This window comes from Actinomadura miaoliensis, from assembly GCF_039536785.1.
In the GTDB taxonomy this organism is placed as follows: Bacteria; Actinomycetota; Actinomycetes; order Streptosporangiales; family Streptosporangiaceae; genus Spirillospora; species Spirillospora miaoliensis.
On record NZ_BAAAZG010000057.1, the window covers coordinates 1 to 24,975 of the forward strand.

At 74.1% G+C, this 24,975-nt stretch carries 20 protein-coding genes; 6 read left to right on the top strand and 14 right to left on the bottom strand.

The window, feature by feature from the left end; all coding sequences use genetic code 11:
• The 3 genes from ABD811_RS35615 to ABD811_RS35625 all read left to right on the top strand — a co-directional run.
• A partial coding sequence (locus tag ABD811_RS35615; RefSeq protein WP_344956574.1) for a hypothetical protein occupies positions 1–678 on the top strand: 678 nt, incomplete at its 5' end.
• Between the two features lie 157 nt (positions 679–835).
• The gene (locus ABD811_RS35620; RefSeq protein ID WP_344956577.1) at positions 836–2,095 is read left to right on the top strand and encodes a hypothetical protein; all 1,260 of its coding nucleotides are present in this window, start codon (positions 836–838) and stop codon (positions 2,093–2,095) included.
• Positions 2,092–2,706 (top strand): hypothetical protein, encoded by a 615-nt coding sequence (locus ABD811_RS35625; protein WP_344956578.1) that lies wholly within the window; start codon positions 2,092–2,094, stop codon positions 2,704–2,706. Before ABD811_RS35620 ends, ABD811_RS35625 begins: the two co-directional genes overlap by 4 nt.
• A 96-nt stretch (positions 2,707–2,802) precedes the next feature.
• Here the strand turns inward: ABD811_RS35625 and ABD811_RS35630 are convergent, their stop codons facing one another.
• Positions 2,803–3,600: a class II aldolase/adducin family protein gene (locus tag ABD811_RS35630; RefSeq protein WP_344956580.1), complete on the bottom strand. Its 798-nt coding sequence runs from the start codon at positions 3,598–3,600 to the stop codon at positions 2,803–2,805.
• 262 nt (positions 3,601–3,862) lie between these two features.
• Between ABD811_RS35630 and ABD811_RS35635 the strand changes: the two genes are divergently transcribed.
• Positions 3,863–4,726, top strand: a complete 864-nt coding sequence (locus tag ABD811_RS35635; RefSeq protein ID WP_344956583.1) for an LLM class flavin-dependent oxidoreductase — start codon at positions 3,863–3,865, stop codon at positions 4,724–4,726.
• A gap of 57 nt (positions 4,727–4,783) precedes the next feature.
• On the opposite strand, the gene ABD811_RS35640 is transcribed toward ABD811_RS35635, so the two are convergent.
• From ABD811_RS35640 to ABD811_RS35670, 7 genes are all read right to left on the bottom strand, one after another.
• Positions 4,784–5,326: an MBL fold metallo-hydrolase gene (locus ABD811_RS35640; protein WP_344956585.1), complete on the bottom strand. Its 543-nt coding sequence runs from the start codon at positions 5,324–5,326 to the stop codon at positions 4,784–4,786.
• A gap of 47 nt (positions 5,327–5,373) precedes the next feature.
• Complete coding sequence (locus ABD811_RS35645; RefSeq protein WP_344956587.1) at positions 5,374–6,225, bottom strand: helix-turn-helix domain-containing protein; 852 nt, start codon at positions 6,223–6,225, stop codon at positions 5,374–5,376.
• Between the two features lie 88 nt (positions 6,226–6,313).
• Entirely contained in the window at positions 6,314–7,063 is a 750-nt protein-coding gene (locus ABD811_RS35650) for a hypothetical protein (RefSeq protein ID WP_344956588.1), read from the bottom strand.
• A gap of 186 nt (positions 7,064–7,249) precedes the next feature.
• Positions 7,250–8,656 carry an aldehyde dehydrogenase family protein gene (locus ABD811_RS35655; protein ID WP_344956590.1) on the bottom strand — a complete coding sequence of 469 codons (1,407 nt, stop codon included), beginning with the start codon at positions 8,654–8,656 and terminating at the stop codon, positions 7,250–7,252.
• Positions 8,657–8,751: 95 nt separating this feature from the next.
• A complete protein-coding gene (locus ABD811_RS35660; RefSeq protein ID WP_344956592.1) occupies positions 8,752–13,992 on the bottom strand; it encodes a tetratricopeptide repeat protein in 5,241 nt (1,746 codons plus the stop codon).
• Positions 13,993–14,213: 221 nt separating this feature from the next.
• Positions 14,214–14,786, bottom strand: coding sequence for a hypothetical protein (locus tag ABD811_RS35665; protein ID WP_344956594.1), 573 nt, complete (start codon positions 14,784–14,786; stop codon positions 14,214–14,216).
• A 30-nt stretch (positions 14,787–14,816) separates the two neighbouring features.
• Positions 14,817–15,521 (bottom strand): hypothetical protein, encoded by a 705-nt coding sequence (locus tag ABD811_RS35670; protein WP_344956596.1) that lies wholly within the window; start codon positions 15,519–15,521, stop codon positions 14,817–14,819.
• A gap of 227 nt (positions 15,522–15,748) precedes the next feature.
• Here ABD811_RS35670 and ABD811_RS35675 point away from each other — a divergent pair, with 227 nt between their 5' ends.
• On the top strand, positions 15,749–16,192 hold the full coding sequence (locus ABD811_RS35675; protein ID WP_344956598.1) for a hypothetical protein: 444 nt from the start codon (positions 15,749–15,751) through the stop codon (positions 16,190–16,192).
• Between the two features lie 57 nt (positions 16,193–16,249).
• On the opposite strand, the gene ABD811_RS35680 is transcribed toward ABD811_RS35675, so the two are convergent.
• From ABD811_RS35680 to aceA, 6 genes are all read right to left on the bottom strand, one after another.
• Complete coding sequence (locus ABD811_RS35680; protein ID WP_344956600.1) at positions 16,250–17,218, bottom strand: ABC transporter ATP-binding protein; 969 nt, start codon at positions 17,216–17,218, stop codon at positions 16,250–16,252.
• Between the two features lie 19 nt (positions 17,219–17,237).
• A complete protein-coding gene (locus tag ABD811_RS35685) occupies positions 17,238–18,056 on the bottom strand; it encodes an ABC transporter permease (protein ID WP_344956602.1) in 819 nt (272 codons plus the stop codon).
• Positions 18,049–18,837, bottom strand: a complete 789-nt coding sequence (locus tag ABD811_RS35690; protein WP_344956604.1) for an ABC transporter permease — start codon at positions 18,835–18,837, stop codon at positions 18,049–18,051. Before ABD811_RS35690 ends, ABD811_RS35685 begins: the two co-directional genes overlap by 8 nt.
• Positions 18,838–19,294: 457 nt before the next feature.
• Positions 19,295–20,035 (bottom strand): DUF7873 family protein, encoded by a 741-nt coding sequence (locus ABD811_RS35695; RefSeq protein WP_344956606.1) that lies wholly within the window; start codon positions 20,033–20,035, stop codon positions 19,295–19,297.
• Between the two features lie 94 nt (positions 20,036–20,129).
• On the bottom strand, positions 20,130–21,614 hold the full coding sequence (locus ABD811_RS35700) for a M1 family metallopeptidase (RefSeq protein WP_344956609.1): 1,485 nt from the start codon (positions 21,612–21,614) through the stop codon (positions 20,130–20,132).
• A 468-nt stretch (positions 21,615–22,082) separates the two neighbouring features.
• A complete protein-coding gene (gene aceA / locus ABD811_RS35705) occupies positions 22,083–23,366 on the bottom strand; it encodes an isocitrate lyase (protein ID WP_344956611.1) in 1,284 nt (427 codons plus the stop codon).
• 149 nt (positions 23,367–23,515) lie between these two features.
• On the opposite strand from aceA, the gene ABD811_RS35710 reads away from it, so the two are divergent.
• Positions 23,516–24,952, top strand: a complete 1,437-nt coding sequence (locus tag ABD811_RS35710) for a helix-turn-helix transcriptional regulator (protein ID WP_344956613.1) — start codon at positions 23,516–23,518, stop codon at positions 24,950–24,952.
• Positions 24,953–24,975: the final 23 nt, after the last annotated feature.

Genomic DNA, 24,975 nt, shown 5'->3' on the forward strand with positions numbered 1-24,975 from the left:
CCCGACCCCGCGCCCGGCGGCCCGCAGCGGCCGTACGAGCCGGACGTGGACGGTCCGCGCAATCTCGACACGCTGTCGGTGACGGCGACCAGGGGCGCCGGGCGCAGCGTCACGATCGCGTTCGACCGGCACAGCCGCACCGCGTCCGGGCAGGTCCCGGCCGCGGCCCGCCGCTTCGTGTTCCTGTTCGACCGCTCGGTCGGCTTCAACCCGCAGGCGTTCCCGACCTGCGCCCACGAGACGATCAAGGAGAAGGGCACCGGCGCCTGCCCGCCCGGCTCGCGGGTCGGCGGCGGCCGCGCCACCTACCTCGACGGCTCCCGCCACGAGGTGCAGGCGTTCAACACCAGGGTCGGGAGGCTGCCCGGCGTGCTCGTGGTGATCCCGGCGACCGGCGTGGTCCTGGAGCAGACCTTCGAGCCGGTGGCCGCTCCGTACCGCGGGGACTACCGCTGGGCCCTGGACGAGATCCTGCCGCCCACCCCCACGCCCCCGCGGGACCGCCTGGGCACGTCCCGCTTCGAGCTGTCGTTCGGCGCCACCACGGCGCGCGGCGGCCGGACGGTCGGCTTCGCCGAGACGACCGCGCGCCCGGGCACCCGGCTGCGCTTCGGGCTGTGGAGCGAGTTCGTCACCGGCCAGGTGGTGCTCCCCACGTCCGTGACCCGGCTGTCCTGAGACCCGGCCGTCCCGGAGACGGGCCCCCGCCGCCGAATTGCCGGATTGCCCGGCGGCGGGGGACGGCCAGTCGATAGGTTCACCCGGTGATCGTCGAACGGGGGAGGGGCCGCTCCTCCGCGCGACACCCCCTCCCGGAAGGAACCACCCGAGGACCATGAACCAACCCCCCGCATGGTGGGCGGCCCTGACCGGCGACCCGGTCGGGGAGCGGCTCGGCATCGACTGGCGCGCCCCCGACCAGTGGGAGCCCGCCGACGCGCACGGCGACGCGGACGGCCGCGAGTCGTCCGGCACCGTGAGCGTGGAGCACCTGGACGACGACGACCTGGAGCTGCGCGAGGGCAAGGTGCTGGTGGGCACCGGCCCGGCGGTGGCGCGGCGCGGCATGGGCTACGAGGTCGAGGCCGCCTGGTACCTCGACCCGTCCGAGCCCGACCGGCTGTGGTGCGCGCTCGGCTCGTTCTACCCGGCGTGGTTGTGGATCCCCGTCGAGCCCACCGCGGACGGCGTCGCCGAGGCGCTGGAGGGCGTGTTCCCCCGCCCCGCGCTGCGGCGCGCCGAGCTGACCTCGTTCGCCCGCGGCTTCCTCGGCTTCCGGCACGAGGTGCTGGTGCCCAACGTCTACGACGGCTCGTTCGTCGAGATCAACGGGCTGGACCTGGACCGCTACTACACGCTCGTGCAGTACGTCGAGCCGCAGTCGTGGGGCAGCGACCACCTGGACGACCCGCTGGCCGACGACGTCGAGTTCGTCCGTCCCCTGGACATGCTCGCCGCCGACCGCGACGGCGGGCACAAGCGGCAGCGGCTCGGCCGCGTCCCGTCGATGACGTGGCGGACCCTGCACTCGCGGTCCTACCTGTCGTTCGAGATCCACACGCAGGGCATCGTGTGCGCGGCCGTGCGGTACCGGCCCTCGCCCAAGTCCCACCAGGCGGTGGTGCGGCGGCTCAACGACACGCACGAGGAGAGCTTCCCCCTCGACCTTCCCCTGGACGTGGTGGGCGCGCTCACCGGGTTCGACTACTGCGCCGAGGACGACCTGGTCGACCCCGACGAGATGGAGGTCGACACGCACGTCGGCGGCGCGCTGCGCATCCGGGCGGCGCTGTGGCACGGCGACCTGCGCCGCACCATGCGGCTGCGCGAGTACGCCGACCGGCCCGAGCCCGGCCTGCGCCGCCACCTGGTGCAGATCGCCGGCTGGTACAACTACCGGTTCCTGCTGCAGGAGCTCGCGCTGACCGAGACCGATCCGGAGCTGCTGGCGCAGATCGAGGAACGGCTCGACCGGCCCGCCGAGGACACCTTCAACGCCTTCGGGGACTACTTCGGCGGCGACCCGGTCATGGTGGACGACGCGGGGAACCCGGTGGAGACCTGGGACGACCTGGGCGGGGAGGACGAGGAGTGAACCTCGAGAGGTTCGGCGGCGAACGCGGCGCGGTGCTGGCCGACCACGCCGACCGGGAGGCGCTGGACGCGCTGGCGGCCGCACGCGGCTGGAACCGGATCGACGCCAGGCCCCCCGGGTTCTCCGAGCTGGGGCGGCAGGTCTGGCGCGCCGGGGACACGGCCCAGATCGTCTACCTGGAGTCGCCGGAGCTCGGCGCCCGGGTCGTCTGTGTCGTGGGCGATGAGGCCGAGCCCGCCGAGGAGGTGTTCGCCGCGGTCACGGCGGTGCTGCCGACCGTGCCGGTCGACGAGATCCTGGCGGGGCTGCTGGCCGAGCCCATGGCCGGGCCCCGCGACCTCGTCCGCGGGCTGAACCGCCTGATGGCGGCCGACATGCCGGCCTTGGCGTCCGGTGGGCGCCGTCCGGAGGACCCCCGCTACCGGCAGGTCGTGGAGCGGCTGGCCGGTCATCCCGAACGGCAGGTGCGCCGCGCCCTGCTGTCGGTGGCCGCCGGCATGGCGGCGGTGCGTCCGGAGCTGGCCGAGCCGATCCTGGCCCGCCGCGACGAGGAGACCGAGCTCGGCGACCTCATGGACGCCTTCGCCGGAGCCGTCGAAGCCCGCCGGTAAGGCCCGCGCGAGAGCCGAGCGCATGCGGACGGCCCCGTCGTCGTCGCGGCGGCGACGGGGCCGGCGTCCGCCCGGCCGCGCCGGCTCCCGGCCGGGTCAGTCGAACAGGTCGGGCTGCTCGCGGGTGATCTGGTCGTACAGCGGCTGGTAGTTGATCCAGCCGACCAGGTCGTTGCCGATCTGCCGGTGGGTGAGCACCGCGTTGTCGTGCTCGATCGGCACCACCGGGCCCGCCGCCTTGGCCAGCAGCTGCACCTGGCACGAGCGCTCCATGGTGATGAACCACCAGGCGGCGGCGTCGACGGTGTCGCCGACGGTGAGCAGGCCGTGGTTGCGCAGGATGACCGCCTTGGTGCCGCCGAGCGCGGCGGCGATGCGCTTGCCCTCCTCCAGGTCGGTGACCACGCCGGTGTAGTCGTCGAACAGGCCGTGGTCCTGGTAGAAGGCGCACACGTCCTGGGTGATCGGCTCCAGCTTCTGGCCGAGCGCCGACAGCGCCCGCCCGTGCACCGAGTGGCTGTGCGCGGCGGCCACCACGTCGGGACGGGCCTGGTGCACCTGGGAGTGGATGGCGAACGCCGCCTCGTTGACCGGGTAGCGGCCCTCCACCACCTTTCCCTCGTGGTTCACCAGGATCAGGTCGCTGACCCTGATGTGCTTGAACGACATCCCGAACGGGTTGACCCAGAAGTGGTCGAGGTGCTCCGGGTCGCGCGCGGTGATGTGCCCGGCCACGCCCTCCTCGAAGCCGAACCTGCCGAACAGCCGCAGCGCCGCGGCCAGGCGCTCCTTGCGGTGCCGGCGCTCGTCCTCGACGTTGTCGAAGGTGGGCGGCAGCCGGAAGATCAGGTCCTGCGGCGGCAGCTTCTCGAGGAACTCCTCGTTCTCGGACACGGGCGACTCCTTGCCTTCGTCTGCGACCACCAAAGCGCACCGCGTCCGCGCCCGTCCAGACCCGGCCGGACGGCAATCCCGCTCACGGACGCGGCCGCCGCGGTCACCCTGCACGCGCACCCGGCGTGGAAGGTCGTGCTGTGCGTGGACGGTCTCGCCGCCGTGCGAACGGGCTCTCGCCACCGAGCCCGTCGCCCGCCGGACGCCGGCGACGGCATGGGATGATCACATTCGGCAGCGGGGGCACAGGGAGGGAGCGCGGGTGACGACACCGCAGATCAGCACGGTGATGTGGCCGACCACGTCGTGGCCGGAGGCGGGGCGGACGTGGCGGCGCGCCGAGGAGCTGGGGTTCGCGGCGGCCTGGGTGTACGACCACGTCGCGTGGCGCGGCACCACCCCGTGGTACGACGCGTACACGACGCTGGCGGCCGCCGCGGCCGTCACCTCCCGCATCCGGCTCGGCACGCTCGTCACCTCGCCGAACTTCCGGCATCCCGTGCCGACCGCGCACGCGATCAAGACGATCGACCACGTCAGCGGGGGACGGCTCACCGTCGGCATCGGCGCGGGCGGCGGCACCCGCCGGTCCGACGCGGGCATCCTCGGCGGCCCCGACTGGTCGCCGCGCGAACGCGCGTCGCGGTTCGAGGAGTGGGTGCGGCTGCTCGACCTGGTGCTGCGCGGCCCGGAGACCACCTTCACCGGCACGTACTACTCGGCGCGGGAGGTGCTGACCGAGCCCGGCTGCGTGCAGCGGCCCCGGGTGCCGTTCGCGATCGCCGCCACCGGCCCGCGCGGCATGCGGCTGGCCGCCCGGTACGGCGCGATGTGGGTCACCACCGCGGGCGACGCCGACGACCCGCGCGCGACCGTGCGCGACCAGCTCGCCCGCCTGGACGAGGCGTGCGCCGCCGAGGGACGCGACCCCGCCGAGCTGCGGCGGCTGTTCCTGACCGGCTTCACCCACGAGCCGTGGCTGCGCTCGGCCGAGGCGTTCGCCGACCTCGCCGGAGCCTACGCCGAGCTCGGCATCACCGACATCGCCGTGCACTGGCCCCGCCCCGGCACCGACTGGGACGCCGACATGAAGGTGTTCGAGGCCGTGGCCGCCAGTTCCGGGTGAACCCGGTGGGATGAGACGCGAACGGAGGCGGGACGTCGCGGCCGCGTGCGCGGGCCGTCACATGCGGTACCGGCCGCCTTCCACGCCCCACTCGCCGAACGGCGGGCCCCTGCCCGCGTCCATCGCCGCGCACGCCTCCTCGTCCAGGCGGGCGAACACGAGTCTGCGCACCGCGAGCCGCCGTGCCGCCTCGACGGTCTGCCGCATCCCGGGCGTCCCGGCGAAGACGAGGTCGGCGTCCTCGGCCCACAGCGGCAGCCCCCGGCACTCGGGCGCCCAGACCGCCGTGTGGTGGCCCGCCGCTATCCGGTAGCCGACCGGCGCGTCCCCCGGGAGCGGCAGCGGCTCCACGTGCAGCGCCCCGTGCCTGAACGAGGCGACGGCCGGATGCGGCATGCCGCTGTCGCCGGCGATCCGGCACAGCTCGGGGTAGACGGCGTCGTCCCGGCGGCGCACCAGCCACGCCTGGACGGTCTCCGGCGGCTCCGACCCCGGGCCGCCGTCGAAACCGACGTGCGTGCGCCCGTACTCGACCAGCAGCCCGGCGGGCGCGAACCTCGTCGAGCCCGCCGTGCCGACCCCGAGCAGCATCAGGCGCACACTCCGATCGTCGCCCCGCCCGCCGTCGCCGGTAAACCATGCCTCGGTCAGGGGTTGGGACTGGTGGTGGTCAGGGAGACGGTGGCCTGGGCGGCGAGCAGGTCGGTGGGGGTGCAGCCCGCCAGGGCGCGGAACTCGCGGATGAGGTGGGGCTGGTCGTAGTAGCCGCAGGCGTGGGCGACGTCGGCCCAGGGACGCCGCGGATGGCGGGTCATCATGCCCAGGGCGCGGTGGAAGCGCAGGATCCGGCCCATGACCTTGGGCGGCAGGCCGACCTGCTGCTTGAACCGGTCGTTGAGGTGCTTGCGGCTCCAGCCGACCTCGCCGGCGAGGTCGGCCACCGGGACGGCGCCGCCGGACGCGGTGAGCAGCTCCCAGGCGCGGCGCACCTCGGGCGCGGGGGAGGGACCGGTGCCCAGACGGCGCAGTAGCAGCTCGTCCAGCAGGTCGAACCGGTCGGCCCAGGCGGGGGTCTCGGCGAGGCGGCCGACGAACGACGCCGTGCCCGGGCCCAGCAGGTCGGCCAGCTCGACGGCCGCGTTGGTCAGCCGCGCCATGGGGACGCCGAGCAGCGTGTAGGCGCCGAGCGGGGTGATGTCGAGCTGGACGCCCCGCAGCCCGCCCGCGTGCCGGTAGGCGCCGTGACCGTCCTGCATGCCCGCCACGAACGAGGTGTGGCCGCCCGAGCCGTCGCCGGGGACGTCCAGCTCCATCGGCGCGCCGAGGTTGACGATCACGACGGCGGCGGGGAGGGGCAGGGTGCGCACGGTGGCGGGGAAGGCGCCGTACTCCCAGTAGCCCTCGTACCGGCGCAGGAACGGGCGCAGGGCGGGGTGGGGCGGCGCGGTGGCGCGCCACCAACCGCCCGCGTCCTTGATGACGACCGGCCTGCCGTGCACGGCGCCAGTGTCGCATCCGCCCCCGACAGAACCGCCCCCGACAGGAGCGTGCCCGAGAACCCTCCGACGGGACCGCCCCGGGCGGCGGCTACTCGTAGATCTGCCCGCAGACGGCGATGCGTGCCAGGTCCGCCCACGACATGGAGGTGAGGGGCCGCACGTACGAGCGGGCCGCCGCGTCGCCGGACCCGGTGGACAGGGGGACGCGGGCGCCGTCCGCGGCGTCCCAGCCGCCGAGGCTTCCGGCGACCGCGCACTCCAGATAGGTCGCCGGGTCGAAGTTGTACCAGCGGGCCGGGGTGGCGCGGCGTCCGGAGCCGGGCGGGCGCGGCGCGTCCACGCCGAAGCGGGCGTGCGGGCCGGGCGGCGCGGCCAGGAAGTCCTCCAGGTCGGCGAGCTGGGACAGGATGACGCGCTCCCAGTCGGCGTGGCCGCGCGGTTCGTCACCCGGCAGCGACAGGTCCTTGGTGCTCCACGCCGGGTCGTAGTCGGGCGGCGGGGTGGTGGACGCGGCGGAGAACATGGCCGCGACGTCGTCGGGGGCGAGGGACTCGCGGTCGCTGAGCGGGGCGCTGACCTTCCACAGCGCCCGCAGGAACGCCGACAGCGACCAGGATGCCGCGCGCGCCTCCTGCCCCAGGTGCAGGAAGTGCAGGTACAGGTCGCGGTTGGTGCGCACGACCGGGCCGGGCGGGCCGGACACCCAGTACATCTGCTTGTGCGGCACGCCGCTCTCCAGGGCCAGCACCTGCGCCAGGGCCGCTATCCGCGAGTCGTGCGCGGCGACGTGGAACTCGTTGCCGTTGTCGTCCTGGCGCATGACGTCCCACGTCTGCATGCGGCCCCTCCACATGGTCGGCGCTGTGCATATCCCGGGCAGAGAGTCTCGCATCCGGGCAGGCGCCCACCAGAGGTTGAAAGGTCACTTTCTTGGAGCGAAACCGTATCCACCGACATAAGGGGACAAGAACGACAGGAGACCCCCGGCGTGTCCGGGGGCCTCGCACGCCGGGGGCTCTCCGCGTCAGCGCTTGGAGCGGTGGATCACCTGGATCTCGGTGAACCCGTACAGGCCCCACGGGCCGTTCTCCACGCCCACGCCGCTCCACTTGAACCCGCCGAACGGCTGGTGGGGGGCGAGCGCCAGGTGCGTGTTGACCCAGGCGGTGCCGCATTCCAGCTGGGCGGCGACGTCGGCGGCGCGGTCGGCGTCGGCGCCCCACACCGAGCCGGACAGGCCGAAGTGGGTGCCGTTGGCGCGGGCGATCGCCTCGTCCAGGTCGCGGTACTTCACGACCGGCAGCGCCGGGCCGAACTGCTCCTCGTCCACGATGCGGGTGCCGTCGGACACGTCGGCCAGGATGGTCGGCTCGAAGAAGTAGCCGGGCCCGTCGACCGGCCCGCCGCCCGCGGCGGCGCGCGCGCCGCCCGACAGCGCGTCGGCGACCAGCTCCTTGACCCGCTCGTACTGCGGCGCGTTGTTGACCGGCCCGTACTCGACGCCCTCGGTCATGCCGTCGCCGACCCGGGCGGCGCGGGCCTTGGCGGCCAGCGCCTCCACCACGTCGTCGTAGAGGCTCTCGGGCGCGTACACCCGCTTGATCGCCGAGCAGACCTGGCCGTTGTTGGCGAACGCCGCGCCGAACAGCCGGTCGGCGACGGCGGCCGGGTCGGCGTCGTCGAGCAGGATCGCCGGGTCGTTGCCGCCCAGCTCCAGGGTGACCCGCTTGAGGTCGGGCGCGGCCGCCGCCGCCACCCGCTTGCCGGTGGCCACGCTGCCGGTGAAGCTGATCTTGCGGGGCGTCTCGTGCGCGGTCATCCAGGCGCCCAGCTCGTCGCCGCCGGTCACCACGTTGAGCACGCCGGGCGGCAGCACGTCCCGCAGCACCTCGCCGAGCCGCAGGCTGGACAGCGGCGTGAACGGGGACGGCTTGAGCACCATGGTGTTCCCGGCCAGCAGCGCGGGCACCAGCTTCCAGGTCGCCAGCAGCAGCGGGAAGTTCCACGGGGTGATGGCGGCCACCACGCCCAGCGGACGGCGCACCACCTCCACCAGCGCGGCGTCGTCGTCCTGGATCACCTCCCGGGGCAGCTCCAGGTCGGCGAAGTACTTCAGCCACACCCCCGCGCCGATCACCTCGGTGGTGGCGTCCTTGAGCGGCTTGCCCTGCTCCAGGGTGATGATCCTGCCGATCTCCTCCGACCGGGCGAACAGCAGGTCCGCGGCCGCCTGCAGCGCCTTGCGGCGGACCGCCTCGTCGCGGCGCCAGGCCGGCAGCGCGGCCCGCGCCGCGGCCATGGCCCGGTCGAGCTGCTCGCGCGTGCAGTCCGGGGCCTGCGCGGCCACCTCGCCGGTGGCGGGATTGACCACCCCGAACGTGCCCGGTGCGGAGACGGCCTCGCCATCGATCGTCATGGTGTAGTCGGACACCCTGGATCCTCCTTGGCAGCGGTACCGAATGAGGTTCAGTATTCCTTCCTCGCGGTGCCGCGGGCCAGCCCGGGGCGGGCCCCGCGGGCGTGCCGTCAGGGCAGCCGGGACAGCAGGGCGCGGGCCTGCGGGGCGAACGTGGCGTCCTCGGTCTCCAGCGCGCGCAGCAGCGCCGTGCGCGCGGCGGGCAGGTCGCCGTCGCGGTGCCGGATCTCGCCGAGCCGGTAGGCGGCCTCGGCCACCAGGTCGGGCAGGTCGGTCAGGGACAGCGTCAGCTCGTAGTAGCGGACGGCGCCGTCCCGGTCGCCCAGCCAGTAGCACAGCTCGCCCAGATGCGCCGCCGCCAGCCCCGCGTCGCAGTGGCCCGCGTCGATGACGCGCTGGTACCACGGCAGCGCGGCGTCGAAGTCGCGCGCCCGCTTGCCCAGCGCGCCCAGATACATCGCCGCGGTCGGGGACAGATCGGCGTCGCCGGTGTCGACCGCGCGCAGGTACCACCGGCGGGCCTGCGTCTCGTCCTCGTCGTGGTACGTCTGCCCCAGCGCGACCATCGCCCGGGCCGCGAACTCGGGGTCGCCGCCTTCGGCCAGCCGCCGGTAGACGTCCCGGGCCTCGGCGACCTCGCCCTGCTCCTCCAGCGTCTGGGCCAGCAGGAACACCGAAAGCGGCCGGTCGTCGTCGGCGGCGGCGCGCAGCGTGCGCAGGGCCTCCTCGTGCTCGCCCCGCCCCAGCTGCAGGTGCCCGAGCAGGCCGAGCATCATGGACGCGACGGGGCTGCCGGCGTCCTGCGACTGGCGCCGGGCCACCGCGTACGCGGCGTCCTCGTCCCCGGCGCGGATCAGCAGCCTGACGAGCTCGATGCCCGCGTTCACGCGGACGTCGGCGTCCTCGTCGTCCTGCAGTTCCGTCAGGATGGCGCGGGCCTCGTCCACCTCGCCGCCGGCGGCCAGCACGGCCGCCAGGTCGGCGCGGCGCGCCGGCGCCCGGGCGGGGTCGAACCCGACGGCCGCCTCCAGGTAGCGGCGCGCGGTGTCCACGTCGCCGCCGGCCGCGTGCGCGTCGGCGAAGGTCCTGGCCGCCTGCACCGCGTCGTCGTACGCGCCGGCCCGTGCCGCCAGCGTCAGCGCGTGCGCGGCCGTGCCGTGGTCGCCGGCCTCGTCCGCCTGGCGCGCGATGGCCGACAGGTGGTTCATCGCCCCCCGCGTCCAGTCGGCCAGCCGGGACCCGGGCTCGGCGTCCACCGCCGCGGCGGCGGCGAACGCCCCGGCGGCCCCCGCCAGGTCGCCCTCCTCGTGCAGCCATTCGCCGAGCAGGGTCCCGCCCATGGCGACGGCGACCGGCTCGCCGGAACGCAGCGCCGTCTCGTACTCGCGCAGCGCCGCGTCCCGGTCGCCCCCGTCCCTGAGCAGGCCGGCCAGGTCGAGCCGGAACACGGCGGCGGACTCCGGGTCGCCCTCGGCGATCGCGCGCCGCAGCAGCTCGGCCGCCCCCGCGTCGTCACCGCGGGCGCGGCGCGCGTAGGCCAGCGCCGAGTACGCCACCGCGACCGTCTCCGGGTCGCCGCCGTCGATCGCCCGCCCGGCCGCCTCCGCCAGCGCCTCGTCGTCGCCCTGCCGCTGCAGGAGCAGCACCAGCGCGCGCAGGGCGGCCGTCGCGCCGGGGTCGTCGACGGCGGCGGCGCGGGTGAGCACCTCCCGCGCGCCGTCCAGGTCGCCGTTCTCCTCCAGGACGTCGGCCAGCCAGCGTCCCGCCCGGGTCACCACGGGCGGCCGGCCGCACTCCACGGCCCGGCGCGCGGCCTGCACCGCGGCGGGCACGTCGTCGCGGCGCAGCCGCAGAACGCGCAGGTTGTCCCAGGCCGTGCCCGCCAGCTCCGGATCGTCGTGGGCGGTGACCCGCAGGCACAGCCGCTCGGCCTCGGCGACGTCGGCGCGGTCGGCGGCCTGCGCCGCCAGCCCGAGCAGCGCCCAGCCGGCGTGCCGGGGACCGCCGGACGCCACGGCCAGCTCGTACAGCTTCGCCGCCTCGCCGGCCTGCCCGGCGGCGTCCAGCTCGTGCGCGGTCCGCAGGACGAGGTCGTAGGCCCGGTCGTCACCGGCGAGACGTTCGGCCGGGCGGCGCGCCGCCTCCACGTCCCCATCGTGCAGGGCGACGGTGAGGCGGGCCAGGTCGGCCGAGCCGTGAACCTCGGTGAAGGCCGCCAGCGCGCCCTCGCGGTCGGCGTCGTCGGTGAGCAGCAGCCAGGCCCGGTCCAGCGCGGTGGCGGTGCCGAGCCGCCGCCGCGCCCGCCGCGCGACGGTCTCGTCGGCGTCGCGGGCGGCGCGCTCGAACGCCGCGCGCGCCCCCGCGTCGTCGCCCGCCTCCCGCAGGTGGTCGCCCAGCGCGACCAGCGCGTGCCCGGCGACCTTCGACCCGTCGACGGCGGCGCGTTCGAACGCCTCGGCGGCGCCGTCCACGTCCCCCGCCCGGGCCAGCGAGTGACCGAGGTTGAACGCGGCGACCGCGGCCGCCGGCGAGTGCGGATCGGCGGCGGTCTCCCGCAGCACGGCCGCCGCCTCGGTGTGGTGCCCGGCCGCGTCCAGCGCCGCGCCCAGCAGGAGCGGCGCGGCGTCCCCGAAGAACCGGTCGAGGATCTCGCGGGCCTCGTCGGCGCGGTTCTGACCGGCCAGGATCTCGCCGAGCCGGCGCGCGGCGTCGAGCACGTGCTCCTCCGGCTCGCCGTCGCGCGCCCGCTCGCCTTCCAGCACGCGCCGGAACGCCTCGGCGGCGCCGTCCGGATCGCCCAGGTCGTGCAGGCAGCAGCCGACGCCGTGCAGGGCGAACCCCGCGATCCACAGGTTGTCCCCGGTGGCGGCCGCGCGCCGCCACGCGGTGACGGCGCCGCGCAGGTCGCCCGCCTCGCGCCGCAGCGCGCCCAGGTAGCCCGCCGTCTCCTGCTCGTACTCGGGATGCCCGGCGGCCAGCACCAGGGACAGCGCCGCGTCGGCGGACGCCGTGTCACCGGCGCGCTGCCAGGCGTGCGCGCATTCCAGGGCCAGCCGGGTGGCCATCCAGTAGCGCGGGTCGTCGTCGCCGTACGCCTGGACGGGGATGAGGGCGCGGACGGCGGCGTCGAAGTCACCGTCCAGCAGCAGGCGCGCATACAGCCCGCACAACGCCAGTTGCGGATCGTCCTGCGGGACCCGCGCGAACGCCTCGCGGGCCGCGGCCGGGTCGTCCGTGCGGACGAGGGTCAGGCCCAGCAGCCACGCGTGCCGGGCCGCGCGCCCGGCGTCGTCCGCGGCCACCGCCTCGGCGATGACGCGTTCGTACAGCGCGCACATCGCCGGCAGGTCGTCCAGCCGTTCCAGCACGCCCAGCAGCGCGCCGGCGGCCTCGTCCCGCACGGCCGGGGGACCGGCGAGGGCCGCCTCCAGCGCGCGGCGCGCCTCGGGCAGGTCGTCGTCGCCTTCGGCGAGCCTGCACCCCAGCCGCAGCGCCGCCCACGGAGCCAGCAGCGGGTGCCCTTCGCGGTGCGCCCGGCGCAGCAGCGTGACGGCCTCGTCCCGGCGGCCCTGGTGGACGAGCGGCTCCTCGTAGGCCAGCACGGCGTACGACAACGCCAGCGGGTCGCCGGAGTCGATGACCTCCTGGTACATCCGCGCCGTCGTGGCCAGGTCCAGCCCGAGGCCGCCGAGCAGCTGCGCCAGCATCGCCTTGGCCGGCGCCGCCGCGGCCGCGTCGCCGTCCGCGGCGGCCTCCTGCCAGCTCGCCACGCCCAGCTCGCGGCCGAGGCGCTGGTGGTCCACCGGGCCGCGCAGCACCGGATGCCGCGCCCCCAGCGGGGACCGCAGCGCGTGCAGGTACACCGTGGCCAGCAGCGTCAGCTGCACGTCGCCCGCCTCGGCGACGTGCGCCAGCAGCTCCTCGGCCTGGTCGGCGTCGCCCTCGCCCAGCTCCAGCAGCGCCAGCGACACCTCCGCGCGCAGCGCGACCTCCCCGGTGCCGGAGTCGACGGCGCGGCGCAGCAGCCGCCGCGCCCCGGCCAGGTCGCCGTCGCGCAGCAGGTCCAGGCCCCGGTCGGTGTCCTGGACGGCCCGTTCGGCGTCCGGATCGGACAGCGGCGCGCGGACGGCGGCGTGCGCCTGCAGCAGCCGCGCCCGGTACGCCACGTCGGGGTCGCGATGGTCGGCGGCGATCCGCACGGCGTCCAGCACCGCCGCGTGCTCGGGCGACCCGTCCTCCACCCGGCGCAGCAGCGCGGCCAGGGCGAGGACGGCCTGTTCGGCGTACCCGTCGTCGTCCTGCGCCTCGTCCTCCAGCACGGCGCGCCAGGCGGCCAGCGCCTCGTCCGTCCGGCCCGCCTCGGTGTGCAGGTGCGCGAGGCAGGCCCGCGCGCGCAGCGCGTGCTCGTCGTGCCCGGCCGCGATCACCCGGTGGAAGATCGCCGCGGCGGCGTCGTCGTCGCCCAGCCGGGACGCCAGCCTGCCCTCCTCGACCAGTGCGGGAAGCCGGTGCTCGGGGCGGGCGTCCTGCGCGGCGCGCCGGTACGCCTCACGCGCCTCGGCGTACTCGCCCAGCTCGGTCAGCACCGCGCCGAGCAGCCGGTACGCGACGGGCAGGTCTTCGGGGCGGCCGACCGCCACCGCGTGCTCGACGGCCTCGCGCGCCGCCGCGTACCGCCCGCGGGCGACGAGCAGGTCGTGCAGCCCGAACGCGGCCGACGCCATCACCTCGGCGTCGCCGCACGTCAGCAGATGCCGGAAGACGGCCTCGGCCTCGCCCGCCGCCTCCTCGTCGCCCCGGTCCGCCCGGTCGGCGAGGCCGGTGGCGTGCTCCAGCGCCGCCCGCGCCGTCTCCGGGTCGAGCGCGGCGTCCAGGCTGGCGGCGGACGCGCCCAGCCGCCCGGCGAGCTCGGCGACCTCGGGGTCGGTGGACCGGGCCGCGCGTTCCAGCGCGGCGCGCGCCCCCGCCGGGTCGCCGAGCCGCGCCAGCACGTGCCCCAGCGCGGTGTCGGCCAGGGCGCAGATCTCCGGGTCGCCGCCCTCGGAGGCGAGCGTCAGCGCGCGGTGCGCCGCCGCCCACTCCTCGTCGTCGACCATGAGCAGGCCCAGCGCCAGCGCCGAGCGCTGGGCGAACAGCGGATGTCCGGAGTCGACCACCGCGCGGTGCGCGGCGCGGGCCCCGGCCAGGTCGCCCCCGGCCTGCAGCACCTGGGCCAGCCGGTGCGACGCCTCCGGCGCCGCCTGCGGATCGCCCGAGGCGGCCACCTCCCGCAGCAGCGCGACCGCGGCGCCGGTCTCGCCGCGGTCCCACCGCCGCAGGGCCTCGTCGAGCCGGTCGGCCCATGAAGACATTCCGGAATCCTCCACCCGGGGTCGTGCGGGGCGGCGGGCCCGCCGCGCCCTCGTGCGGACGGGCCGTCACGGCCCGTGGACAGGTTGCACAAGGTACACAGGCGGCACGGCGCCCGGAGGGGAATCGGTGATCTTCGTCGGCCGCCCGCCGAGCGGGGACGACGGGCGGCCGAGGACCATGGGCCCCGGGAGGACGTAACGGGGCCGGGGCAGGGGCGCCGTCAGGCGCCGAGGATGCGGTCGACGAGCCCGCGGTAGTCGCGCAGCGCCCGCCGCAGCCGCTCGGTGTCGCCCTCGCCGGAGTTCCAGTGCTCGTTCAGCGCGCGCCTGCGCGCGGTCAGCGCCTGGCCGAGCGCGTCCACCACCTCGGCCGCCAGCCGGTCGGCGCGCTGCACGGCCTCCCCGGGGTCGTCGACGAAGCTCGCCTGCACGTCGCGCCAGCGCTCGCGGAAGCGCTGCGCCTCCGCCGGGGCCATGAGCCGGTCGTCACGGCCGGAGCCGGAGTCGGCGTTCGGCTCGGGGAACCGGGTCGCCACCTCCTCCTTGGCCAGTTCGGGCCGCGTCGGCGCGGCGTGCGCGGGAGACGGCCGGTCAGGACGCGTCGGCGCGGTCTGCTCGGGGGACGTCGGCCGGGCGGCCGGCGCGGCATGCGGCAGGGGGTCGCCGTGCGGCATCGGCTCGGCGTCGCGGGACGGCTCGGCGTGACGCGGCGCCTCGGTGCGACGCGGCGGGACGCCGGCGACGCGGACGTCGCGCGACCGGCCGTCCGCGGAGTCGGCTGGATGGGTGGGCATGCTGGTCACCTCCTCGGGTGCGGTGTGCGGTCAGGAGCGCGGCATCCGCCGGCCGCCCTGCGGGACATCGCCTCGGGGGCCGCCCGCGTGTGCCTCGGCGTGCGGCTCCGCGGCGCGGGGCTCCGGAGCGCGGTGCCCGGGAGCGTGGTGCCCGGGAGCGTGCCCGTCCGGGGTGCGGGGCTGGGCGGCGTGGCGCTCGGTGTCGGGGACGGCCAGCAGGTCCTCGAACAGCGCCCGGTAGTGCACCATGGCCTGCCGCAGATCCTCGGTGGACGCCTGCCTGTGCGCCGCGCGGGTGCTGATGGCGTGACCGCGCCGGTAGTGGTCCAGCGTCCGGCCGTGCTCCACCGACAGGTGCGCGACCTTCTCGTCGAAGTCGCGGGTCGGATAGCCGCGTTCGCCCATCACCTCGGTGACCAGCCGGTCGGCCTGCTCGACGGCCGCCTCGGGGGCGTCCACGAACTGCTCCTGCACCCGCGTCCACTGCTGCCGGTACTGCTCGCGCCGGTGCGGGTCGAGCTCGCGCAGCTCCAGTTCCTGGTGCCGCTGCTCGCGCGCCAGCAGCTCGCGCTCGGCGGCCGCGCGACCACCGTGCCGTTCGACGGCGCGGTCGTACTCGGGGCCGAATCTGCGCCGCAGCCGCCGGGTGCGCGCCAGCGTCCAGGCCAGGAACCCGGCGCCGGCCAGCACGGCGACGGCGACGACGGCGATGACGACCATCACTGCGGTCGACATGTCTCATCCTTCCACTGAGGTCGGAACGGATGCACCGCCAGATGCCCCGCCGTACAGCGTCAAAACGAACACCCCCGTTGGGGTGTGCGGATACCGGAATATCGGACACCGTTCTCCGTGGGGGAGAGACGGACCTGATGCGCCGTTACGGATGTGCGTGGTGTGATGGGGCGGTACGGGCGTCCATCGGCCCGCCCCCGCGGGCCGTCCGAAGGATGTGATGTGCGATGCGTCATGCGTTCGGACTGCTGCTCGGCGTCGTGCTCACCCCGGCGCTGCTGTACGGGGCGGCCTGGGGGTACGCGCAGGCCGCCCGGTCGTTCGACGTGGCCGGGCAGGACATCACCGACCGCACCCGCATCCACGGGTCCTTCGCGCTGCTGGCCGCGGTCGGCCTGATGGCGGGCGTCGTCATCGTCGCGCGCTGGGCCTCGCCGCTGGTGTCGCTCGTCCCGGCACTGGTGCTGCTCGGCCTGTCGGCCTACTTCCTCGTCGACCCGGGGCGCGCCCTCGACCTGCCGAGCCGCGTCCCCCCGGCGGGCGACCTGGACGCCGGCCTGCGGACCCTGCTCGGCTCGGGCCTGTACGCGATGGTCGGCTTCGCCCTGCTGGCGCCCACCTGGGCGCCACGCCGCTGGTCGAGCCGTCCCGACGACGTGCCCCCGTACTGACCCCCGTACTGACTCCCGAACCGACGACCGAACCGGCTCCCGAAACCGGCCGACCTCCTACCGGCTGGGGGCGCGGTCGTCGCGCGCCCGGCCGTACAGCCGGGTCACCAGCTCCTCGATGTCGGTCTCCCGCAGCGCGATGTCCACCACCTCGTGCCGCTCGGCGACCGCCGCCACCACGGCCGCCGCGTTCGCCTCGCGCGGCAGCCGCAGCCACTGCCGCGGCCCGTCCACCCGCACCGCCTCCACCCCGGGCAGCGTGATCGGCGGCGCGGGACGGGCCAGGTCCACCACGAGCTGCCGGTCGGCGCCGACGACGTCGCGCAGCCCCGCCAGGCCGCCGTCGTAGGCCAGCCGCCCATGGTCGACGATCATGACGCGGCGGCACAGCCGCTCGATGTCGCCCAGGTCGTGCGTGGTGAGCAGGACCGTGGTGCCGCGCTCGGTGTTCAGCCGCTCCAGGAACCCGCGCACCGTCGCCTTGCTCACCACGTCCAGCCCGATCGTCGGCTCGTCCAGCACCAGCACCCGCGGGTCGTGCAGCAGCGCGGCCGCCAGGTCGCCGCGCATCCGCTGCCCCAGGCTGAGCTGCCGGACCGGGGTGTCCAGGAACGGCCCCAGCTCCAGCAGCGCGGTCAGCTCCGCCAGCCGGGACCGGAACGCCGCCGCCTCCACCCGGTACAGGTGCCGGACGAGGGTGAGGCTGTCGCGCAGCGGCAGGTCCCACCACAGCGTGGTGCGCTGCCCGAACACCACGCCCAGCCGGCGGGCCAGCGCGGTCCGCTGCCGCGACGGGTCCAGCCCGCACACCCGCACCGTGCCCGTCGACGGGGTCAGGATGCCCGTCAGCATCTTGATGGTCGTCGACTTGCCCGCGCCGTTGGGCCCCAGGTAGCCGACAAACTCGCCGGGCTCGACGCCGAACGACACGCCGTCCACCGCCCGCACGCGCGCCCGGCTCCGCCGGAACCGGCCCGTCCTGCGGCGGACGGTGAACGACTTGGTGACATCCTCGACCTCGATCATGCGCACTCGGCTCCCCCGGTCAGCTTCCCGTCGATCGGTAGCGGCGCAGCCCGGCCCGCCACGCCACCGCCGCCAGCGCGCACACCAGCGCCGCGACCAGCGGGGAGGCGAACCGGAACGCCGCGGGCAGCCCGAGCGGGTCGGGCCGGTCCAGCACGTACAGCGCGGGCTGCCAGTTCACGAACGCCAGCGGCACCACGAACGTGACGCCGCGGACGAAGTCCCGCGCGAAGATGTTCAGCGGGTACTGGGTGAGGAACGACCCGCCGTAGGTCACCGCCTTGGTGGCGCCGTGCCCGTCGACCAGCAGGAACTGCACCGACGCCGTCAGCACCCACAGCCCCCCGAAGATCGCGACACCGGACGCGACCAGCACCGGCACCAGGGCGACCCGGCCGGGCGTCCAGTCGGTCTCCAGCCGGGGCAGGGCGAGGACGAGCACCACGATCCCCGGCAGCAGCTTGCCGATCCGGCGCGGCGAGAAGTCCTCCGTGGCGATCTGGATCAGCGGGCTGACGGGACGCACCAGCATGGTGTCCAGCGTCCCCATCCGGATGTGCAGGCCCAGCCGCTCGGTGGTGCCCAGCAGCAGGTCCGCCACGGCGAACGACAGCGCGCTCGTGCCGTACAGGAACAGCACCTCGTGAGTGTCGAATCCGGCGATGCGCGGCGTGTGCGCGAACATCAGCGTGATCGCCAGCACGTCCAGCGCGCTCACCACCGCCGTGGCCAGGCCCAGCAGCGTCATCGACACCGGGTACTGCGCCGCCGACCGCACCCACGTCCAGGCCAGCAGCGCGTACACGCGGATCGCGAGACCGCCCGCGCCGTCACCCACCGTGGATCACCAGCCTCCGCCGCGCCGCCGTGGTGAGCAGCCGCCCCGCGGCCAGCAGCGCCGCCGCCCACGCCGCCTGGAAGGCCAGCGCCGCCGCCAGGTCCGCTCCGCCGTGCTTGCCGAGGAACACGTCGGCGGGCACCTGGATCAGCGCCGCCCACGGCAGGACCCGCGCGACCTCGCCCAGCCAGCCCGGGAACGCCACCAGCGGCAGGATCATCCCGGAGAAGAACAGCGACAGGACCAGCGCCACCGCGCTCAGTCCCCGGTCGTCGTGCAGCCAGAACACCGCCAGCGCCACCAGGTAGCGCAGCCCGAACCCCACGACCACCGCCAGGGCCAGTGAGACCGCGAACGCCGCCGCCCCGTACGGGCCGGGCAGCCGCAGCCCGAACACCAGCGCGCCCGCCGCCAGCGGCAGCCCGCCGCGCAGCAGCAGCGTCCCGGCCGCGCGGCCCAGGTCGTCGGCCAGCCACCAGCCCTGCAGGCCCACCGGCCGGTACAGGTCGATCGCCACGTCGCCGTCCCGGATCCGCCGGGTCAGGTCGATGCCGCCGAAGATCTGCACCGGGCCGATCAGCGCCTGGGTCAGGAAGCTGAACGTGATCGCGTCGGCGACGTCGTAGCCGCCCAGCGCCGGACGCTCGTGCCACAGCGCCACCAGGATCCAGGCGCGCATGAACCCGAACGCGGTGTTGGTGACCGCCTCAGCGGCCGAACTGAGGGGATAGGCGGTGTGACGGCGGAACGCGTACCACGCAACCCACGGAAGAACGCCCACTTGCCTAGAGCTTACGCATGATCATGGGGCCGTTCCACGGAATTGACGGGACAAAGGGTGGGCCCCGGGGTTTACCCATACCCCGGGGCCCTGGTGGATTTCCGCTCGCCTGCGCACGCCGGCCGTTTAAGGAGACGGATCAGTCCTGAGGTTCTCGAGCTCTACCGGCTGAGCTACCGCGCCGCGAGAGGCGCGGACCAGATTCGAACTGGCGCCACCGAGAATGCCGTCCGTCCCCGGTCGGTCCGGCGATGAGCGGAGTGTGCTGATTCTGGAGCGAGAGTCTGAGTTTGAACCGCACGGCCGCTCTGCCGCTGAGCTACCCGGGGCCCGAGTACCCGGGGGAGGATTCGAACCTCCGGCTGTCACCGCACGTGGAATCAGACTGAGCCTCATCCTCAGCTTCACGCCCGGGTCGCCCCGGACGCGCCCCCGCGCTCCAGCGGGGGAGCCTTTTTCAGTTGTCGCGGCCGAACAGGTAGGCGAACACCGCGTCGCCCACCTTGCGGTCACTGACGTCGATGTTGTTGGCCTCCTCGCGGGCGTACTTGACCGCCGCCTGCAGGCGCTCCACCCGGTCGCGCAGCTCGTTGACGCGCCGCGCGGGCATGGCGCCCGAGAACGACACCTTCGTCCACGTTCCCACGATGACGTCCTCGTGGTACATCTCCACCTGGGCCGGGTGCTTGTCGGTCGCCTCGTACAGCACGTGGCTGCGCGGGACCTTCTTGGTACGGGCGGTCTCCACCGGCTCGCTGCGCCACACGTCCTGGCCCTCGTCGAACGTCCAGGTCTCGGCGGCGTCCAGCACCGGCAGGCGGCCGATGAGCGTGTGCAGCTCGGCGAGCTGCTTCTCCAGGAACAGCAGGTACGTCACCGGCACGCCGGACAGGATCGTCCGCCCGTCGACCACCACGTCCGCGCGGGCGTCGCAGTTGGCCCAGTCCTTGGTGGCGACGACGTCGAACAGCCGGGTCAGCGACCGGGCCGCCTCGCGCAGCACGTCCTCGGCCTTGACCTGCACCTTGGTCGACTCGGGCGGCAGCGTCTCGCCCTCGTCGTCGCGCGGCCGGTAGGTGCGGGATATACCGGACAGCAGCGCGGGCTTCTGCAGCTCGTGGTAGGCGTCGGCCAGCTCCCGCTGCGTGCGCGACTTGACGCCCTTCTCCACGGCGATGATCTGGTTGAGCCTGGCCATGAGCCGGCGTCACCCCTCCCCGTTCGTGATCGTGGGTCACGCTACTAAGGGAGGGGTGGGGCCGCATGCCATTTTTCGGTGGATGTCGGGTTCGCTACGGCAGCGGAGGCTTGCCGGGCGAGTAGATCCAGGTGCGGAAGAACGCGCCCAGGTCCTGGCCGGACACCCGCTCGGCGAGCGCGGTGAACTGCTCGGTGGTGGCGTTGCCGTACCTGTGCCGGGCCACCCACGTGCGCAGCAGCGCGAAGAACTTCTCGTCGCCGATCCGTTCACGCAGGAACTGCAGCACCATGGCGCCGCCGTTGTAGACGCGATTGTTGAACATGGTGTCGCGCTGGGGATCGGCGATCACGACCGACCACCAGGGCGAGCCCGCCGGGTCGGGGTACGGCCGGGCGTTGTAGGTCGCCCGCACCGCGTCGGCGACCTTGGTCCCGCCGTGCAGCTCGTTCCAGTACAGCTGCGACCAGGTGGCGAAGCTCTCGTTCAGCCAGATGTCCTTCCAGCGGGCCGGGCTGACGCTGTCGCCGAACCACTGGTGCGCCAGCTCGTGCGCGATGGTCGAGGTGTTGCGGACCGCCGAGTACACCGGCTTGCCCTGCGTCTCCAGGGAGAACCCGAGCGGCTGGCCTTCGTAGCGGGCGTCGTCGGCGATGGCGCCGGTGGTGTTGAACGGGTAGGGGCCCCACGTCCTGGTCCACAGGTCGGTGGCCTCGCTGGTGGTGTCGAAGAAGAAGCCGACCGCGTTCGGCTGCGTCTTGAGGAGCTCGGGGTCGACGGCGGTGTAGTTGGGCGTGCCGAGCGGCGTCCGGCCCGTCTTCACGTCCCACCTGCCGATGTCGATGGTCGTCAGGTACGTGGCCATCGGGCTGTTCTCGTGCCACCTGAACGTGGTGGCCTCGATCGGCGCGGGCCGCCTGCTGAAGACGGCCTTGCGGTCCTTCTGCCCCTTGAGCACGCCGTTGGCGATGGCCCCGAGCCCCTTGGGGACGGTGATGGCGTAGTCGAACGTCGCCTTGTCGCTGGGGTGGTCGTTGGAGGGGAACCACGTCGAGGCGCCGTTGGGCTCACCGCCGACGAACGCGCCGTCGGGAGTGTGCAGGAACCCGTACGGCGACCCGAACACGATGGGCGAACCGACGATGGTCTGGGGGACGCCGCCGTAGGTGACGGCGACGGTGAAGGTGCCGCCCTTGGGCAGGCCGCGCCGCGGCGTGATGACGAGTTCCTGGCCGTTGCGGGTGAACCTCGCCGTGGACCGGTTCACCCTGACCTTGCTCACGTGCATCCCCGACAGGTCCAGGTCGAACCTCGACAGGTTCTGGGTGGCCCGCGCGGTGATCGTCACGGTGCCGTCCAGCTGGTCGTGGTCGGGGTCGTAGGCGAGGTCCAGCGCGTAGTGCCGGACGTCGTACCCGCCGTTGCCCTCCAGCGGGAAGTACTCGTCGCCGACGCCGGGGGCGCCCGGGGTGAAGCGGCCCCCGCCGGAGGCTGCGGCGCTCGCCGCCGGTACCAGCGCGGCCACGCAGGCCGCGGCGACCGCGATGGGCAGCAGGCGCGAGGTGGTGCGCGACGCCATCGTCGGAATCCCCTCTCGTGAAGCGGGCTCAAAAGATCGACAGTGCCTGCCCACCCTGACGCCAAGAGGGATCGAAGTCGAGATGTCGCGGGCCATGTGCTCACTTCCGGTCATGCGAAAGAACCGTGAGACGAGCTCACGGTTCCCGGACGTGCGAAGGCGAACGAGAAGGCCCCTCCGGGTGTAGGAACGGAGGGGCCTTCTACGCGCCGGCGGAGCCGGCCCGGTCCTCAGCGGTGAGCCTTACGCGGACTGAGGACCATCGAGACGGGATCCCAGGGGCGAGACAAGGATCCCGAGGAGGCCAAACGGCCGCAGCGGAGTCCTACGGAGCGAGGACCGCTTGGCCGACTGACGGGGGTGTGGGGGTCGTCCCCCACGTGGTGCTGTGGCCGCAGCGGAGTCCTACGGAGCGAGGACCGTTTGGCCGACTGACGGGGGTGTGGGGGTCGCCCCCCACGTGGCTGCTCAGTGGAACTGCTGCTCCTCGGTGGAGCCCTTCAGGGCGGTGGTGGAGGAGTCGGGGTTGATGGCGGTGCTGACCAGGTCGAAGTAGCCGGTGCCGGCCTCGCGCTGGTGCTTGACGGCCGTGAAGCCCCGCTCCACCGCGGCGAACTCGCGCTCCTGCAGGTCGACGTAGGCGGTCATGCCCTCGCGGGCGTAGCCGTGCGCCAGGTCGAACATGCCGTAGTTGAGCGCGTGGAAGCCCGCCAGGGTGATGAACTGGAACTTGAAGCCCATGTGCCCCAGTTCGCGCTGGAACTTGGCGATGGTGGCGTCGTCCAGGTGCTTCTTCCAGTTGAACGACGGCGAGCAGTTGTAGGCGAGCATCTGGTCGGGGTACTCGGCCTTGACCGCCTCGGCGAACCGGCGGGCCTGCTCCAGGTCGGGCGTGCCGGTCTCCATCCAGATCAGGTCGGAGTACGGCGCGTAGGCCTTGGCGCGGGCGATGCAGGGCTCGATGCCGTTGCGGACGCGGTAGAAGCCCTCGGCGGTGCGCTCGCCGGTGATGAACTCGCGGTCGCGCTCGTCGACGTCCGTGGTGATCAGGGTCGCGGCCTCGGCGTCGGTCCGCGCGATGATCAGGGAGGGGACGTCCTCGATGTCGGCCGCCAGCCGGGCGGTGTTGAGCGTCTTGATGTGCTGGGAGGTCGGGACGAGCACCTTGCCGCCCAGGTGGCCGCACTTCTTCTCGGAGGCCAGCTGGTCCTCCCAGTGCACGCCCGCGGCACCGGCGGCGATCATGCCCTTCATCAGCTCGAAGGCGTTCAGCACGCCGCCGAAGCCGGCCTCGGCGTCGGCCACGATCGGGGCCAGGTAGTGCACGTCGCCCGAGCCCTCCGACCACTGGACCTGGTCGGCGCGCATGAGCGCGTTGTTGATCCGGCGGACCACGGCGGGCACCGAGTTGGCCGGGTAGATGCTCTGGTCGGGGTAGGTCTGCCCGGCCAGGTTGGCGTCGGCGGCGACCTGCCAGCCGGACAGGTAGATCGCCTTCAGCCCCGCCTTGACCTGCTGGACGGCCTGCATGCCGGTGAGCGCGCCGAGGGCGTGGACGTAGTCCTCCTCGTGCAGCAGCTTCCACAGGCGCTCGGCGCCGAGGCGGGCCAGGGTGTGCTCCTCGTGGATCGAGCCGCGCAGCCTGATCACGTCCTCGGCGGTGTAGGTGCGCTCGACGCCCTTCCACCGGTCGTCGGTCTCCCACCTGCGCTGGAGCTCCTCGGCGGCGCCCTTGAGGCGACTGTCGCTCATGATCTTGCCCTTCCGTGTCGTCCCCTGGGTGCTTGTCTCGACTATGCCCACGGCGTCCCGCCCAGATGAACCGGCGAGTAACAGAAGATGTGGCGATTTTTCGCTAACATGAAGCCATGACGACCTTGCGGTCAGAAGAACCTCTCAACTTGACGAGCGACGTAGACCTCGTGACGTTCGGGCAGCGGCTGCGCCATCTGCGCAGGGCCCGGGGCATGACGCTGTCGGACCTCGGCGACCGGGTCGGGCGCGCCCCGTCCCAGCTGTCCCTGCTGGAGAACGGACGGCGCGAGCCCAAGCTGTCGCTGCTGCAGGCGCTGGCCGCCGCCCTGGAGGTGCCGGTGGAGGAGCTGCTGCGCCGCCAGCCGCCCAGCCGCCGCGCCCAGCTGGAGATCGCCCTGGAGGAGGCGCAGCGCGACCCGCTGTACCGGTCGCTCGGCCTGTCCCACCTCAAGGTCAGCAAGCGGCTGCCCAACGAGGTGATCGAGCACATCCTCACGCTGTACGGGGAGCTGCGGCGCAGCCGCACCAAGCCCACCGCCAGCCCCGAGGAGGCGCGCAAGGCCAACGCCGAGCTGCGCCGCCAGATGCACGAGCGCGGCAACTACTTCGGCGAGATCGAGCATGCCGCCGCCCAGACCCTGGACGCGGTCGGCTACCGGGGCGGCGCGGTGTCCCAGGGCGTGCTGATGGCGCTGGTGAGCCACTTCGGGTTCGAGCTGCGGTACGTCCAGGACCTGCCGCGGTCGGTCCGGTCGATCACCGACCTGCGCAACCGGCGCATCTACCTGGAGCGCGAGCAGCTCGGCATGCACACCCCCCGCACGATCCTGCTGCAGACGCTCGGGCACATCGCGCTCGACCACGAGGTGCCCCGCGACTTCGGCGACTTCCTGCGCCAGCGGGTGGAGGCCAACTACTTCGGCGCCGCCGTGCTGGTGCCCGAGCGTTCGGTCGTGCCGTTCCTGCAGGAGGCCAAGGCGGCCCGGGAGCTGTCGGTGGAGGACCTGGCCGACGTGTTCTCGGTGTCCTACGAGATGGCCGCGCACCGCTTCACGAACATGGCCACCCACCACCTGGACCTGCAGCTGCACTTCACCAAGAACGACGAGAACGGCACCATCTACAAGGCGTACGCCAACGACGGCCTGGTGTTCCCGCAGGACGAGACCGGCGCGATCGAGGGGCAGCGGATGTGCCGCCAGTGGGCGGGCCGCCACGTGTTCCAGGCCGCCGACCGGTTCTCCGTCTACTACCAGTACACCGACACGCCCAAGGGCACCTACTGGTGCCTGTCGCACATCGACCCCAGCCACGAGCGCGACTTCGCGATCACGCTGGGCGTGCGGTACGAGGACTCGCGCTGGTTCCGCGGCCGGGAGACCACCAACCGGCACCGTTCCGCCTGCCCGGACGGCGACTGCTGCCAGCGTCCGCCCGCCGAGCTGGCCGAGCGCTGGGAGGGCATGGCCTGGCCGTCGGCGCGGGCGCACTCGCACGTGCTGTCGGTGCTGCCGCCCGGCGCGTTCCCCGGCGTGGACGAGGCGGACGTCTACACGTTCCTCGACCGCCACGCCGCCGAATGACCGATGTGTTGTCGGGCTGTTAA

Bases quoted from the DNA above. Each gene is read 5' to 3' on its own strand.
- ABD811_RS35620 (WP_344956577.1), top strand. From the start codon at position 836: ATGAACCAACCCCCCGCATGGTGGGCGGCCCTGACCGGCGACCCGGTC.
- ABD811_RS35650 (WP_344956588.1), bottom strand. From the start codon at position 7,063: ATGCAGACGTGGGACGTCATGCGCCAGGACGACAACGGCAACGAGTTC.
- ABD811_RS35660 (WP_344956592.1), bottom strand. From the start codon at position 13,992: ATGTCTTCATGGGCCGACCGGCTCGACGAGGCCCTGCGGCGGTGGGAC.
- ABD811_RS35665 (WP_344956594.1), bottom strand. From the start codon at position 14,786: ATGCCCACCCATCCAGCCGACTCCGCGGACGGCCGGTCGCGCGACGTC.
- ABD811_RS35670 (WP_344956596.1), bottom strand. From the start codon at position 15,521: ATGTCGACCGCAGTGATGGTCGTCATCGCCGTCGTCGCCGTCGCCGTG.
- ABD811_RS35675 (WP_344956598.1), top strand. From the start codon at position 15,749: ATGCGTCATGCGTTCGGACTGCTGCTCGGCGTCGTGCTCACCCCGGCG.
- ABD811_RS35680 (WP_344956600.1), bottom strand. From the start codon at position 17,218: ATGATCGAGGTCGAGGATGTCACCAAGTCGTTCACCGTCCGCCGCAGG.
- ABD811_RS35695 (WP_344956606.1), bottom strand. From the start codon at position 20,035: ATGGCCAGGCTCAACCAGATCATCGCCGTGGAGAAGGGCGTCAAGTCG.
- ABD811_RS35700 (WP_344956609.1), bottom strand. From the start codon at position 21,614: ATGGCGTCGCGCACCACCTCGCGCCTGCTGCCCATCGCGGTCGCCGCG.
- aceA (WP_344956611.1), bottom strand. From the start codon at position 23,366: ATGAGCGACAGTCGCCTCAAGGGCGCCGCCGAGGAGCTCCAGCGCAGG.